9 protein-coding genes are annotated in these 14,819 nt (G+C 50.4%); 5 read left to right on the forward strand and 4 right to left on the reverse strand.

The window, feature by feature from the left end:
* Positions 1-151 precede the first annotated feature (151 nt).
* The 3 genes from LLH06_RS07330 to LLH06_RS07340 all read left to right on the forward strand — a co-directional run bounded on the left by LLH06_RS07330 (position 152) and on the right by LLH06_RS07340 (position 6,046).
* The gene (locus LLH06_RS07330; protein ID WP_228172618.1) at positions 152-1,720 is read left to right on the forward strand and encodes a PAS domain-containing sensor histidine kinase; all 1,569 of its coding nucleotides are present in this window, start codon (positions 152-154) and stop codon (positions 1,718-1,720) included.
* Positions 1,710-2,075, forward strand: a complete 366-nt coding sequence (locus tag LLH06_RS07335) for a response regulator transcription factor (protein WP_228172619.1) — start codon at positions 1,710-1,712, stop codon at positions 2,073-2,075. The genes LLH06_RS07330 and LLH06_RS07335 overlap by 11 nt, the downstream gene beginning before the upstream one ends.
* Before the next feature lie 254 nt (positions 2,076-2,329).
* On the forward strand, positions 2,330-6,046 hold the full coding sequence (locus tag LLH06_RS07340) for an ATP-binding protein (protein WP_228172620.1): 3,717 nt from the start codon (positions 2,330-2,332) through the stop codon (positions 6,044-6,046).
* 97 nt (positions 6,047-6,143) lie between these two features.
* Here LLH06_RS07340 and LLH06_RS07345 read toward each other — a convergent pair whose 3' ends face one another.
* From LLH06_RS07345 to LLH06_RS07360, 4 genes are all read right to left on the reverse strand, one after another.
* Entirely contained in the window at positions 6,144-6,755 is a 612-nt protein-coding gene (locus tag LLH06_RS07345; RefSeq protein WP_228172621.1) for an SOS response-associated peptidase, read from the reverse strand.
* A 64-nt stretch (positions 6,756-6,819) separates the two neighbouring features.
* The gene (locus LLH06_RS07350; protein ID WP_228172622.1) at positions 6,820-8,073 is read right to left on the reverse strand and encodes a Y-family DNA polymerase; all 1,254 of its coding nucleotides are present in this window, start codon (positions 8,071-8,073) and stop codon (positions 6,820-6,822) included.
* Positions 8,057-8,491 carry a LexA family protein gene (locus LLH06_RS07355; RefSeq protein WP_228172623.1) on the reverse strand — a complete coding sequence of 145 codons (435 nt, stop codon included), beginning with the start codon at positions 8,489-8,491 and terminating at the stop codon, positions 8,057-8,059. Before LLH06_RS07355 ends, LLH06_RS07350 begins: the two co-directional genes overlap by 17 nt.
* Before the next feature lie 188 nt (positions 8,492-8,679).
* The gene (locus LLH06_RS07360) at positions 8,680-8,943 is read right to left on the reverse strand and encodes a hypothetical protein (RefSeq protein WP_228172624.1); all 264 of its coding nucleotides are present in this window, start codon (positions 8,941-8,943) and stop codon (positions 8,680-8,682) included.
* A gap of 540 nt (positions 8,944-9,483) precedes the next feature.
* Here LLH06_RS07360 and LLH06_RS07365 point away from each other — a divergent pair.
* On the forward strand, positions 9,484-12,753 hold the full coding sequence (locus tag LLH06_RS07365) for a SusC/RagA family TonB-linked outer membrane protein (RefSeq protein WP_228172625.1): 3,270 nt from the start codon (positions 9,484-9,486) through the stop codon (positions 12,751-12,753).
* A 14-nt stretch (positions 12,754-12,767) separates the two neighbouring features.
* Positions 12,768-14,696 (forward strand): RagB/SusD family nutrient uptake outer membrane protein, encoded by a 1,929-nt coding sequence (locus LLH06_RS07370; RefSeq protein WP_228172626.1) that lies wholly within the window; start codon positions 12,768-12,770, stop codon positions 14,694-14,696.
* Positions 14,697-14,819: the final 123 nt, after the last annotated feature.

Below are 14,819 nucleotides of genomic sequence, written 5' to 3' on the forward strand. Positions count from 1 at the left end.
TGGACCGCGCTTCGTGAGATGAGCCATATCGTTCTGTCTGGCTATGCTTATTATCCATATCGATCCATACCTTGTCTGCACACAAAGCCCCTGACCGAATTACGTATTTGCCGAACAAAAAACACTATACCTGTGTATTAACAATAAATAAATGCCTTTGGACGGATTGAAGAAGGGAAAGTTCAGTTTTTCCCAGGAAACCATTAAACAAGATTTTGAGTTGCTTACCGTGGCACTCGACGCGTCTATATCAGGGATCATCATCACTGACAATCAACAACCTGATAATCCTATTATTTACTGTAATAAAGCCTTTGAGAACATAACTGGTTACAAACGTAAAGAGATCATTGGCCATAACTGTCGTTTTTTGCAAAAAGACGATCGCGAGCAGTCTGTAAAACAGGTGCTGAGAGAAGCAGTTGAAAAAGGTGAGATGTGCATCGTAGAGATCCGTAACTATAAAAAGGACGGTACACTCTTTTGGAACGAACTTTACATGTCGCCGGTCAAGAACGCCGAAGGTGTAGTGACGTATTTCATCGGCGTACAGAATGACATCAGCCGGCGCAAAGCGGCCGAGCAGGAAGTTAAGCACAACCAGGCTCAAATGGAGCAACGCATCCAGGAGCGAACCAAAGACCTGAAAGAGAGCCAAGAGTATCTTTCCAGCATTGTGCAAACGGTGAGGGAGAGTTTGATCGTACTTTCACCTGACCTGAAAGTGCTTTCTGTCAACGATCACTTTGTACGTACCTTCAAGGTAACGCGCGAAGAGACCGAAGGTGAGTTGCTGTACGCTTTGGGTAATGGCCAGTGGGATATACCTGAGCTTAAACACTTATTGGAGCAAGTACTGCCGACCAATAACCCGGTGATCGACTTTGAGGTACAGCATGATTTCCCGCATATCGGTAAAAAATTGATGCTGGTGAATGCCTACCGCATCGAATTGGAAGGTTCGTTTAAAGACCGGATCCTGATCGCGATCGAGGATATCACCGATCGCAGGGCCATTGAGCAACGCAAGGATGACTTTTTGTCGATCGCCAGTCACGAGCTCAAGACACCACTCACCACTATAAAGGGCTACATACAGATCATTAACAGGATATTACCTCAAACTGCCGACGAAAAGTTAAAGAATGCCGTGGGTAAGACCTCACTTTATGTTGATCGTTTGAACAGTTTGATCGGTGAGTTGTTGGATGTATCACGTATACAGTCAGGCAATATAGAGTTACACAGCGAACCGTTCGATTTTGACGAGATGCTTCGTGAAGCGGTGGACAGTATACAGCGGGCTACACAAGGGCACGAGATCAAGGTGAGCGGCTCTACCGGTTGTACGTTCAACGGAGATGAGTCGCACATTACCCAAGTGGTGACCAATTTGTTAAGTAATGCGATCAAATATTCGCCGGATCGCAAAAGTGTTGATGTGCATGTGGCTCAGGTAAGCGATTTTATCAAAGTATCGGTCACTGATCACGGTGTGGGTATACCACCCGAAGATCGTGACAAGGTTTTTGAACGTTTTTATCGAGTGGGTAACATTCAACAACGCTTCCCGGGTATGGGTATCGGCCTCTATGTATGTTCTGAGATCATCAAGAACCATGGCGGCACCCTTTGGGTAGAAAGCGAATTGGGTAAAGGTTCAACTTTTAATTTCACACTTCCTTTAAATAAGCACGAGGGAGGACACGATGGCGAATAAGATATTGATCTGCGACGATGACGAAGGCATATTAGATATGCTGGAAGTGATCTTTAGTTATGAGGGTTTTGACGTTACAGCCGAGACCAACAGCTTAAAGGTACACGAATTGATCCTTGCTGAAGCGCCTGATCTTGTGATCATAGACCTTTGGATGCCGGTAATATCAGGCGATCAGGTGGTAAGAGCACTGCGTGAGGACCCCCAAACGGCTCATATACCGATCATGGTCATATCGGCCAGTAATGATGGCCGCCAGATAGCTTTGGAGGCGGGTGCCGATGATTTTCAGGCCAAACCATTTGATATAGATAAATTGGTTGCCAAGATACATGACATGCTAAGCATTGCTTGATCTTAGGTCACTCGTTCATGATCCGCATTTTAGTGTTCGCATCGGCATCTGTTGTTTTGCGCCCGTTATTTGGTTATAAACATACGGAGCGAGCCTCATAATACTTATTTTATATCGATCAATATCGGCACAATATATATGCCCTTTATCATCGATACTTGTACATTATAATCGTCGTTCGTTCGTTTCAGGTCAATGCCTTGCTAAACGCACGATACCAAACCTGTAAAGGGTCAAATTTTCTAGCAGATCACATGGACAATAGTATGATCGAAAGTACCGAACAGTTCCTTTCAGGTGGTGGCGAGATGGGTAAGCTCATCCGCTCGATGGATTGGTCAAAGACCGCCCTTGGCCCGGTAGAGACCTGGCCGCAAAGTTTGCGTACTTCGGTCAGTCTATGTTTATCATCCACTTTCCCGATACTCATCGCCTGGGGCCCCGAGACCATTCAGATATACAACGATAGTTACCGCCCCATCTGCGGTGCCAAGCACCCGGCATCAATGGGGCAAAATTTTAGGATATGCTGGGAGACCGCACTCCCTGTAGTGGGCGACGCCTTTAGTCGCGGCGAACAGGGCGAGGGTACCTACATCAGCGACCAGCGCATGTTCCTTGATCGTTATGGTTACTTGGAAGAGAGTTGGATGACCTTCTCCTTTGCGCCTATTCGTGATGAGAGTGGCGGGGTAGGCGGCATATTTCACCCGATCACCGAGACCACGGTAAAAATGCTGAGTGCCCGACGCACACAAGTGCTGCGTGAACTTGGCGAGGCCATAGCCAAAGCAAAATCCATAGGCGACATTGGTACCGCTACGGCGGCCAAGTACCAGGACTATGTTCTTGATATACCCTTTTTGCTGATATATGAGGTGGATCAGATCACTCGTAAGGCCAAGCTGGTCAGTCATTCAGGTTTGACCCTGGGTACTGCCATGGCACCGGAGACGATCGATCTGGAAGCGAATGACGGACAGAACGCTTGGCCGATGGCTACTTTGATGGAGCAAGGATCCATGCAGGAAGTGAACGATCTGGAAGGCCGTTTTGGTAAGTTCGAGTGTGAGCCTTACGATATCGCTCCACACACCGCCATGATGGTACCTTTAAGGGTGAGCGGCCAGGAAGATCTTTTCGGTTTTGTGATAGCCGGCGTGAGCGCTTGCCGTGCCCTTGATCAGGATTACCGCAACTTTTATGACCTGCTTTGCAACACTTATAATACGGCGTTGTCAAACGTTTACGCATATGAGCAGGAGCAAAAACGTGCCGAAGCGTTAGCCGCTATCGATCGGTCGAAAACGGCTTTCTTTAGCAATGTTAGCCACGAGTTCCGTACACCGCTTACGTTGATGCTTGGTCCGCTGGAGGATCTGCTTAACAAACGATCGCTGCCAGAGGATGTTAAGGCATCGATCACCTCTACGCACCGCAACGCCTTGCGCTTGTTGAAGCTGGTGAACAACCTATTAGATTATAGCAGGGTAGAGGCTGGCAGGGCGCAGGCATCCTACCAAAAACTTGACCTGGCCGAATTGACCACCGACCTGGCCAGCAGCTTCCGTTCCATCATTGAGAAAGCTGGTATGCGGCTCAAGGTAAATGCTACCCCGCTCAAAAGCTCGGTGTACGTTGACCGGCAGATGTGGGAGAAGATCGTGCTCAATTTATTGTCTAATGCTTTTAAATATACATTGCATGGTACCATTTCGGTAGATCTATTGCAAGAGGGTACGGAGGCCGTGCTGAAGGTGACCGACACTGGCGTGGGTATTCCCGAAAAGGAACTGCCGCACATGTTCGAACGCTTTCACCGGGTCGAGAATTCGGCCGGGCGCACGCATGAAGGGACAGGCATAGGCCTTTCGCTGGTTCACGAGTTGGTGCACTTGCACGGCGGTGACATCAGTGTGACCAGTACCGAAGGACAAGGCAGTACGTTCACCGTACGCATACCTACCGGCAGCGCGCACTTACCACAAGAGCACGTACTCAATGTGGCTAAGGAGACCGACTCCACGGCGTTAAAGGGCGCCTTTTTACAGGAAGCTTTCAGCTTGCTGCAGGAAGAGACACAGACCCAATATACCGGCGAGGACGCGAGCATGACCGGCGACGTTGTCGTACACCAGGATTTTACGGTCACTAAAGATACCCGCATCCTTGTTGTGGATGATAACGGCGATATGCGGGCATACCTCAAACGCTTGCTGGAGCCTTATTTCACCATCGATCTGGCAGTGAACGGTGCCGATGCCCTGCAAAAGATACATGACCTTAACCCCGACCTGGTATTGAGCGATATCATGATGCCGGTGATGGATGGCAAGGCCATGTTAGAACATATTCGCCGCTCGGTAGGTACCATGCGTTTGCCGGTCATCTTTTTATCGGCCCGTGCCGGTGAAGAGGCCCGTATCGACGGGTTGGAGGCAGGTGCTGATGATTACCTGGTGAAACCATTCTCGGCAGCCGAGCTGCTCACCAAGGTTCGCGCACAGATCAAGATCGCCAATACCCGTAACCACGCCGAGCGCCAACTGCGTGATCTGCTTACCGAGGCGCCGGTGGCCATTGCCATTTACCGTACCCCGGGACACATCATTGAATTTGCCAATGCCCGTATGCTGGAGTATTGGGGAACCACCACCGACCAGGTGTTAGGCAATCATCTTTTGGATATACTGCCCGAGTTGCGCGAGCAGGGCATGGACAAGATCATGGATGATGTTTATAGCACCGGCGAACGCTTTGTGTCGGGCGAGATCGCCCTATCGTTGATTAAGAACGGTAAGCGGGAGAACAGCTTCATCAATCTGACGCTGGAAGCTCTGCGTGAGGAGGACGACAAGATCACCGGTATGATCGCCGTAGCTAACGATGTGACCAAGCAGGTGATCGCCCGCCAAGAAGTAGAAAAAGTGACCGATACGCTGACCATGGCCATGGAAGCGGCCAATATGGGTACATGGAGAAGTGATTGGGGTACCAATGATCTCATGGTCTCGGCCATTGGCAAAAGCATACACGGCATGGATGCCGATACGAATATGTCGTTCAGTGATGCGATGGAACTGGTGGTGCCTGAGCACCGTGAAAGGGTGTTGAGTGCCATACAAGAAGCAGTGACCGGTAAAGGTCGTTTTAATGAGGATTACCAGATCACGCCAATAGGTGCCAGCAAGAAAAAGTGGATCAATACCACCGGCAAAACTGAGTACAATAGTAATGGCGATGTGTTGAGCGTGGTAGGCACCCTGCTCGACATCACCGAATCAAAAGAGGATAGCCAACGCAAAGACGACTTTATTGGCATGGTAAGCCATGAGTTGAAAACGCCGCTCACGTCATTAAGCGGTTATACCCAACTGCTGCAAATGCATGCTGGCAAAAAAGACGATGCTTTTGCCAAGGACAAATTGGAAAAGGTATCGGCTCAGGTACGCAAGATGACCAAACTGATCACTGGCTTCCTGAACGTATCGCGTTTAGAGGCGGGTAAGATACACTTGGTAAAAGACACTTTCGAGATCAACGAATTGATCCGCGAGTGCGCCGACGATGCCAGAACGATCAACAGCAGTCACCAACTGATATTTGAACGTTCAGCAGATATTTACGTGAATGCCGATCAGGATAAGCTGGGCTCAGTGATAACCAACCTGATCAGTAATGCGATCAAGTATTCGCCTCATGGCCAGCGCGTCATGATCAGTGCTGTAAAGCAGGATGATCATGTACTGGTGAGCATCAAAGATGAAGGGATGGGCATTAAGGCCGATGACCTGGAACGTTTATTTGACCGTTACTACCGTGTAGATAACGTGCAAATGCAGAACATAGCCGGTTTTGGTATAGGCTTGTATCTCAGTGCCGAGATCATCAAACGCCACAACGGCCGCATATGGGCCGAAAGCGAGGTTGGCAACGGTTCAACGTTCCACTTCACGCTACCGGTGGTATAAAATATGCAAAACGCCCCTGATCGGTAATGATCAGGGGCGTTTTGCATATAAGGCCTTTCATTGCCTCAAAGTGGGAAAAGAAAAGTTGTAATATTATTTAAGCTTTGCCATCGCGTTGTACGCTGATCTTCAACCGTTCTGATGGGCAGGCGTGGTCATACAGGTGCTGTATACGTTGCGATGGGCCGATATTACCGTTCAGCCAGGTCTTTACCTCGCTGCGCTCCAGCATGGCGGGCATACGGTCATGGATCTGGGCCATGGCACTGTTGGGTGGCATAGTGATCATGGCACAGGTAGGGAGTAGCACGTTGGTCTTGATGTCGAGCCAAATGTCCCACAGGCCTGCTATATAAAAATGCTCACCATCGGCCCGCTCGATCTTGTACATTACCTCTTGCTCGCGGTTGTACTCAAAGAATGCTTGAACCTTGATGATGCAGTGCTTATGCCCGATCAGCTCGCGCCATAATGGCACAGTGTTCAAGCTCTCGATGCGGGCGTGCTTGTGTTTGCTATGGATCTTGTCATCATCAGGAGTAAGTAGACCCCAACGGTAATATTGTACCTTATCAGGCATGGCATCGGTCACCACCGGCAACATCGAGCCCGGGTTGCCCGTGCCGTTAGGCTTAGGCTGGTACTTGCGTCCATCGCGCCCGGTAATTACAGTATCCTTATTTTCCCCGATCAATACTCTTCCGCACATAGTCAATAAGTTTATAAACAAAGCTAATAAAATTAGCAAACACTTGCAAGCGATCGCCTGTAAATTAACGGGTGGTCATGATGTCGTGCCACTTGGTGGTGTACTGCTTGCTCAGGAACTCCTGTTTCATGGCCCATGTGCGCTTGTGGCCTTCGGTGGCTACGCGCAGGGTGCCACGGCCATAACGGTCATTCAGCTGATCCATCAGGTGTGCCAGTGCCTGCTGGCGGCTATTACCATAACTGCTAAATGCATTGTACTGTATCTCACCGGCAGGGATGATGCCCGTGGCTCGAACGCCCGTTTTCAAATAATTATAACCCGGTTGCCAAATGGCGCGTAATCCCTGTACACATATACGGGTGAACTCCAGCGTGCTGTTGGCCGCAAAGGGTATCTTGAGCGTAATGCTGGGGTAATGCTGATCGTGTATAACGTTATGCTTGTTGGTGCGCAGGTAAACGGTTAAGGTGAGCGCCATACTTTTTTGCTGCCTCAATTTGAGCGCCACGGTAGCCGCATGCATGGCCACGGCCTCCTCGATCATGCCCAGGTCGGTTTGGTAAGTGTTAAAGCTTTGGCTCGATTCAATGCCTTTTGACCGCTCGGCCACATCGCGGATCACGTTGCAGGGTATGCCCCAAAGCTCCTGGTGCAGGCGCCAGCCCTGCACGGTCATTTGCTGGCGTACCAGGTCGGGTTTCAAGGACCTGAACTGGCCGGCCGTTTCGATACCCATCTCCTTGAGTTTGTTATAATAGGCCATGCCCACGCCCCATACATCCTCGATCGGAAAGTCATTGATCACGCGGTCCACCTCGTCCATCGTATCTAACACCAGGTACTCCCGATGGAGTTTTTTTGCGGCCTTGTTGGCCAATTTGGCGAGCGATAAAGTCGGTCCCACGCCAATGGTGATCGGCAGGCCGGTATCATGCATCACATTATGGCTTATTTTGGCCGTGTGTGCTTTCAGGTCTAGCCCCGCCATGTTGCCCATGGCCATAAAAGCCTCGTCAATGCTGTACACCATCAGGGTATATGTGTAGCGGGCCAGGTTGTTCATGAGGCGGGCGCTCATATCGGCATATAGCGGGTAGTTGCTGCTAAAGATCACCGCATCCTTCTCACTTAGCAGGCGGCGCACCATAAATTCGGCATCACCCATTTTGAGGCCTATGGCCTTGGCCTCGTTACTGCGGGCGATCACACAGCCGTCGTTATTAGATAACACAACGATCACCCGGCCCTTTAGCTTAGGCTGAAAAAGCGTTTCACAGCTTACGTAGCAATTATTGATATCAACATGCGCAAACACGACTGTACCTCCCTATACGTTGCTGAGGGGTGATCACCGGATTAAGCGTAAGGGTGACCACGCCCCAGCACACCCAATGTTCCTGTTCGCTGATCACCACGGTCTCATCGGGCGTATTGGCCTTCAACACCAGCCGGTCCTTTTCAGGGCAATACTCGCGCGTATAAAAGTCGCCCTCGTGATAGAACACCACGATGCTGCCCGGTTGCGGCCTTAGGGCACGGTCGATCACCAGGATGTGGTCCTGACCGATCTGGTAACCGGTCATGGCCTCACTGCCCATCCGCATAAAATAAGTGTTGTCGGGGTCGATCACCGTGATATCAGTAATGTCAAGCGTAGGTTCCTCATGCGTAAGCATGGGTAGCCTGAACCCTAACACGTCTCTTTTAGTGGTCTGTTTCTTAATTCGCAACATTTTATACTAAAAATATTAGCAAATATAAGCCACCGATCTGGCAAGTCAAGTAATTGTGGAAAGATGGTGAATAATTAGCACAACCTGCGGTGATACGTAGGAGGGGCGTTGGCGGTGCTTAAACGTGTGAGCGGGAGTGAGGTGACCTTATGAAAAGATAAGCCGGGCTATCAGGCCCGGCTTACGTTTTAGTTCTTTGGAGCGGTCTTTTTAACCGATGTTTCGCTGGCTTTATAGCTTACGTTCTCGGTGCCGTCGGCCTTCTTAGGGCCTACCACCGTCTTAGAACTGCTGGCCTTGTGCTCGGTATGTTTAGCAGCGCTTCCGCTATGTTTCGAATGCTTTGACCTCTTGGTGGTCTTCACCACTTGGGTGGTCTTAGTTTGTGCATAGGTCAATGTGGTGCTCATGCCTAACATCAGCATAACGAGCAGGGTCGATACCTTTTTCATATGTATGTTTTGAATAGTTGTTTTGCTTTTAACACGGCATGCGGTCCATTTGTTCGGTTCGATGTTGGTTGGTGGGCGCATTGCAGGTCGGGGCCCTTTCCGTTGAAGCATACCCGTATCGCGCTGTGATGTTTGGCCGGGCTGCCTAATATGAGATATATCGACAAAAAGTTGAACAGAATGTTCGAGCGCTATTCGGTTATTTTGAACCGCATAACCAATTAGGATGCATGAGCCGGACCAGCTCCCGCCATGTCTCATTTGCAGAACCTGAGTTCTCAATCCTCGGTCTTAAAAAAGCTACAGTAGTACAAAAGTGCCGCTATAGGCTTCTCATTGCCGACATCGCCGCAAGGCTTTGCAGAATATTGACCTATTAAAGGAGCCGATAGACGCTATATCAGCATCAGTTCGATACGATCCGCTGGTCGCATTCTGGCTGGTTATGCCGCAACACTCAAGAACCTGTTCCCTCCACCAAGAGGTGCCAGTTACTATATATATCAATTATCAACAACAACAAAAACCACTTAATGAAACATGATGCAATTTTACTTGATCACTGAATTTGACCGAACGGCGTTGGTTAAACGCTGGTCGGTATTTTTATGTGCGCTGCTCTTGCCGCTGCTGTCGCTGGCTCAAACCCGGCAGGTAAAGGGGGTAGTGACCGATGCCACCACCGGTGAGCCCCTGGTAGGCGTTACCGTACGGGTAAAGAACACCACCTCGGGCACCAGTACCGATGTGAAGGGCGCATTCAAACTTCAATTGGGTGCCAATGCGGTGCTTACGGTATCTTACACCGGCTACGAGGCGCAAACCATTGAGGTCGGCGACAAAGAACAACTCGATGTTAAGCTTGCCCAGGGCAGTAAGGCTCTTGACGACATTGTGGTGATCGGTTACGGTGTGTCCAAAAAGCGTGATCTGACCGGCGCTATTGCCCAGATCAAGCCCGACAAGATCGCCGACTCGAACCCTAACACCACGCAAGATATACTTCGTGGTACGCCTGGCGTTACCGTAGGGCTCGACCCCTCGGCCAAGGGCGGCGGTACCATCCAGATCCGTGGTCAGCGCTCGGTATACACCGCCGGCGGCCATAATGACCCGCTGCTGATCCTGGACGGCACCATTTTTTACGGTGAACTATCAGAGATCAACCCTGATGACATCGACCAGATCGACGTGTTGAAAGATGCTTCGGCATCGGCCGTTTACGGTGCTAAATCGGCCAATGGCGTGCTCATCATCACCACTAAAAAAGGCAAGAAGGGCAAGCCCAAGATCAACCTGACCTCCAACTTAGGTTTAGTGACCATGGGTGCCAACCGCAACGTTTTCGGGCCCGACGAATACCTGCAATACCGTCAGGACTGGTACACCGCTGGTACCTACGGTGTTAACCCAACTACGGGCGCCTACGAGGCGTATCAATCGGCCTCGCAAACGCAGCCCGGTTACTACGCCAAGCCTGATGACCTGTCTAAATACGGCGTTTCATTGGCACAGTGGAGAGGTTACACCACCAATACTTCTGGCGCATCTGATAAGGAGATATGGGCCAGGCGCCTGCTGCTGGATGGCGTGACCTTGAACAATTACCTGAACGGTAATACTTTCGATTGGTATAAGCATAGCTTCCGTACCGGGTTCAACAATGATCATAACCTGAGCGTATCAGGAGCCAGCGATAGGATCAACTATTACATGTCGCTCGGTTACCTTTCTAACCAGGGCGTGGTGGTAGGCAATAACTACTCGGCCGTGCGTTCAAACTTAAAGGTAGAAGGCAAGATAACCGACAGGCTTGATATTGGTGCCAACGTGAACTTTCAACGCCGTACCGATGGTGACCTGGCGGTGGACTGGGACAAGCAGATCCGCTCTAACTCGCCATTTGCCAGTTACCGTGATGCGAATGGCAACCTTGCCGTTAACCCAATGGGCGATACCTTTGTGCCTAACCGTGGTTACAATTATGATTTTGACCGTGGCTACCGCGATCTGGATAAAGGCTACACGGTGTTCAACACCATCCTTACGGCGCGTTTAAAATTGCCGTTCAACATCACCTACTCATTCAACGGTGCGCCGCGTTTCCAGTTCTTTCATGATCGTTACTGGGAGTCGGCCAGTCATCCTAACTGGAAAGGCACCAACGGTTTAGTGAACCGTGAGGCCAGCGAACGCTTCGATTGGTCGTTCAACAACACCATTAACTGGGAGCACGAATTTGCCCGCAAGCACCGCGTTGCCGTTACCCTGGTGCAGGAGGCCGAGCAAAGACAGCGCTGGATGGACCGCATAGAGGCCCGTAACATACTCCCGAGCGATGTACTGGGCTACCACGAGACCTACTACGGCGACAAGAACAAGAGTAGCTATGATACCGACGACGTGAAAGAGACCGCCGATGGTATGCTGGCCCGTTTGTTCTACGCTTATGATAACCGGTACATGCTCACCACATCTGTACGTCGTGATGGTTACTCTGCGTTCGGGTCGTCAAACCCAAGGGCTACTTTCTTTTCGGCTGCCTTTGCATGGACGTTCACTAACGAAAAGTATTTCCATTTTAAACCGATGAGCAGTGGTAAGCTAAGGGTGTCATGGGGACAGAACGGTAACCGTTCGCTTAATAACCCGTACATCGCCCTGGCCAACTTAGGCGCAGGTGCCGGTGCCACCATGGGTTATATAGATGCCAGCGGAAACCTGATCCAGTACCGCTACCTGCTCATGGACCGCCTGGCCAACCCGCAATTAAGCTGGGAAAAAACAGAGGCGTTCAATGCTGGTATCGATTTCGGTTTCTTTAATGAGCGTATCACCGGAACGTTCGATTATTATATCACCCCAACGGTAGATATGATCATGAACCGGTCGTTGCCTGACTTTGCAGGTGTGAGTAACATTACCACCAACCTGGGCAGGGTTGAGAACCGTGGCTTTGAGTTGAGCATCAACTCGCGCAACATCTACAACAACAACTTTACCTGGAGCACCACCTTTGGTTTCTCAAAATATAAGAACACGATCAAAAAGCTGTACGGCATTTATGATGATGTGCTGGATGCCAACGGTAACCTGATCGGCCTGAAAGAGCGCGACGATATATCGAACGGTTGGTTCATTGGCCAGCCTATCAACTCGATATGGAACTACCGCGTGACCGGCATTTGGCAGGCCAACGAGGTAGATGAGGCCAAAAAGTATGGTCAACGCCCAGGCGACCCCAAGGTTGCCAACAACTACACAGCCGATGACAAGGTGAACGCAGATGGTTCGGTTACGCCGGTTTACAACAACAACGATAAGGAGTTCTTGGGTCAAAGCAGTCCGCCGATCATGATGTCGCTCCGCAACGACTTTACTTTCAAGAACTTCAACTTCTCGTTCAACATGTATTCGTACTGGGGGCACAAGAGCACTAATGGTGCCTATTTGAACCAAACCAACGGCGGATCAGAGGTGACCTACCTGTGGAACTCTTTTGTAAGGCAGTACTGGACGCCCGAGAACCCATCGAACAGCTTTGCCCGATTAGATTCGAAAGGTCCGGCAGGGGTGAACTCGCCTAACATGCTGATCGATCGCTCGTTCGTTCGCCTTGAGAACGTAACGCTCGGTTACACCATTCCTTCCAAACTATTAGCCCGGGTGAACATCGAGAAGCTGAGGGTATTTACCTCGGTACGTAACGTAGCGGTTTGGAAAAAGGACAAGAACTGGGATTACTGGGATATAGAGACCGGCTCCATAGCCCCAAGGATATTCACCTTTGGATTGAATGTAGGCTTTTAAAGATCAACACCAAAATGAAAAAACATCATTACCCCATAAAGAATAAAGTACTGAAGGCTGCCCTGATCCTATCAGGTGTAGCTACCATGCTGGGCTGTAAAAAAAGCTTTTTGCAACCCGAGCCATTGTCATTTTTTGAACCCGATGCCACCTTTACCACCCAAAGTGGTTTGGACGCCGCCATGGCCATCAGCGATCGTCACCTGCGTTCATACTGGACCTATACCTCTTATGTGGATCTGGGCCGGCCAATGAGTACCGAGTACATGTTCACCGATGTGGCCGTTGCCGGTAAGACCGATGACGGTAATATATTTGCTGACATTGCCACTCGCTTAACGCCCACCGATATGCCTGAGCGCCTGCCGTTCTTTTGGGGCGAAACGTATAATGGCATCAAATACGCCAATACCATCATCACCTATGTGGATAGGGTAGAAGGCCTGTCGGAAGCCACCAAGAACGAATACCGAGGCAGGGCAATGTTCCACCGTGCGTTCAGGTACATGGCATTGTGCTTCCAATTCAAGGATGTGCCGCTGATCACTAAGTTACTAAGGTCGCCCAAGGTGAATTACAAGTCAACCAAGCGTGAAGCGATACTGCAATTCATCACGGCCGATATGGAAAAGGCGGTACGTTGGGTGCCCGAACAATCGCAAATGAGCCTCACCGGCCTGATCAACAAAGGTGCCTGCCGCCAGTTATTGCTCAAATGCTACCTGGCTACCGGCCAGTGGGACAAGGCCATAGCACAGGCCGATACGCTGATCAACAACTCTGGCTACTCGCTTATGACAAATAATTTTGGTACCTTCATTAGCCCGTACTCCAACGTATGGCCAGTGACCCGCAACGTGATCTGGGACCTGCACCGACCCGAGAACAAAGCCATCAGTGCCAACAAGGAGGCCATACTGGTGATGATCAATCGCAACAATACCGATATGGGTATCAACATGAATGCCATCCGTAACTGGGGCCCCATGCTTGACAACGCCGCCACTACCACGCCCGATGGTAAACAGGCCGTGCGTTACTATGCACCATCCAACGCTAACTACCGTGCGCAGTATGATTACAACCGCGCACTGGGCAGGGGTATTGGTATCATCCGCCCTACTTACTACGCTCAAAAAGGTGTGTGGAACCTGAACAGCATCAACGATCAGACCGACCTGCGCCACAGCTCGGCATCAGGCAACTGGGTCACCATGGAATCGCTGAAATACAACGAGCCCAGCAGTGCCAACTTTGGACAGAACCTGCGCCTGCGTGCCACCAATGGTACGCTTTTGTGTAAGGATACCATCCGCAACTGGTTCGATTACCCACATTACAAGTACTACATCGAGGACCCGGTAGCCACCCAGAACATCAACAGTGCCGATCACCGTGGCGGAGCCGGCGACTGGTACCTTTACCGTTTGGCCGAGACCTACCTGCTACGTGCTGAAGCTAAATTTTACAAAGGCAATATAGCCGGTGCTACCGAGGACGTGAACATCATCCGCCGCCGTGCGCAGTGCAGCCGCCTGTACACTACCGTGAATATTGGCGACATCATGAGCGAGCGTGCCCGTGAACTGCACATGGAGGAGTGGCGCTTTACAGAGCTGAGCCGCGTATCATACAGCCTGGCCCTGAGCGGCAAGTCGGACGAGTGGGGCAACACCTACAGCGTGGACAACCTGGCGCAGAACAGCTACTGGTACCAGCGCATACAGCATTACAACGATTTTTATAACAAAGGCAAAGTGACCGTGCGGAACCGCTCGTACACCATCGCTCCGTACAACCTCAACTGGCCTATCCCGCAAAACGAGATCGATGCTAACGGCGGAAACCGCTTAAGCCAGAATTTTGGTTATAGTGGCTACGATGCCTCGGTAGCCAAGTGGCAGACCTGGCAAGATGCCGTGGCCGACGAAGACTCTTTTTAAACCGAAAGACCCGGACGCAAAGGCCGATCTAAAAGTCTAAATAAAAATGGCAACGTCTAAAAAGCGTTGCCATTTTTTGTATCCATCCACTCTAAAAATAAGTAATGACTCGACGTTCGTTAC

This window comes from Mucilaginibacter daejeonensis (assembly GCF_020783335.1).
Classification (GTDB): Bacteria; Bacteroidota; Bacteroidia; order Sphingobacteriales; family Sphingobacteriaceae; genus Mucilaginibacter; species Mucilaginibacter daejeonensis.

Coding starts and splice junctions, on each gene's coding strand:
- LLH06_RS07330 (WP_228172618.1), top strand. CDS start 152: ATGCCTTTGGACGGATTGAAGAAGGGAAAGTTCAGTTTTTCCCAGGAA.
- LLH06_RS07335 (WP_228172619.1), top strand. CDS start 1,710: ATGGCGAATAAGATATTGATCTGCGACGATGACGAAGGCATATTAGAT.
- LLH06_RS07340 (WP_228172620.1), top strand. CDS start 2,330: ATGGACAATAGTATGATCGAAAGTACCGAACAGTTCCTTTCAGGTGGT.
- LLH06_RS07345 (WP_228172621.1), bottom strand. CDS start 6,755: ATGTGCGGAAGAGTATTGATCGGGGAAAATAAGGATACTGTAATTACC.
- LLH06_RS07355 (WP_228172623.1), bottom strand. CDS start 8,491: ATGTTGCGAATTAAGAAACAGACCACTAAAAGAGACGTGTTAGGGTTC.
- LLH06_RS07360 (WP_228172624.1), bottom strand. CDS start 8,943: ATGAAAAAGGTATCGACCCTGCTCGTTATGCTGATGTTAGGCATGAGC.
- LLH06_RS07365 (WP_228172625.1), top strand. CDS start 9,484: ATGATGCAATTTTACTTGATCACTGAATTTGACCGAACGGCGTTGGTT.
- LLH06_RS07370 (WP_228172626.1), top strand. CDS start 12,768: ATGAAAAAACATCATTACCCCATAAAGAATAAAGTACTGAAGGCTGCC.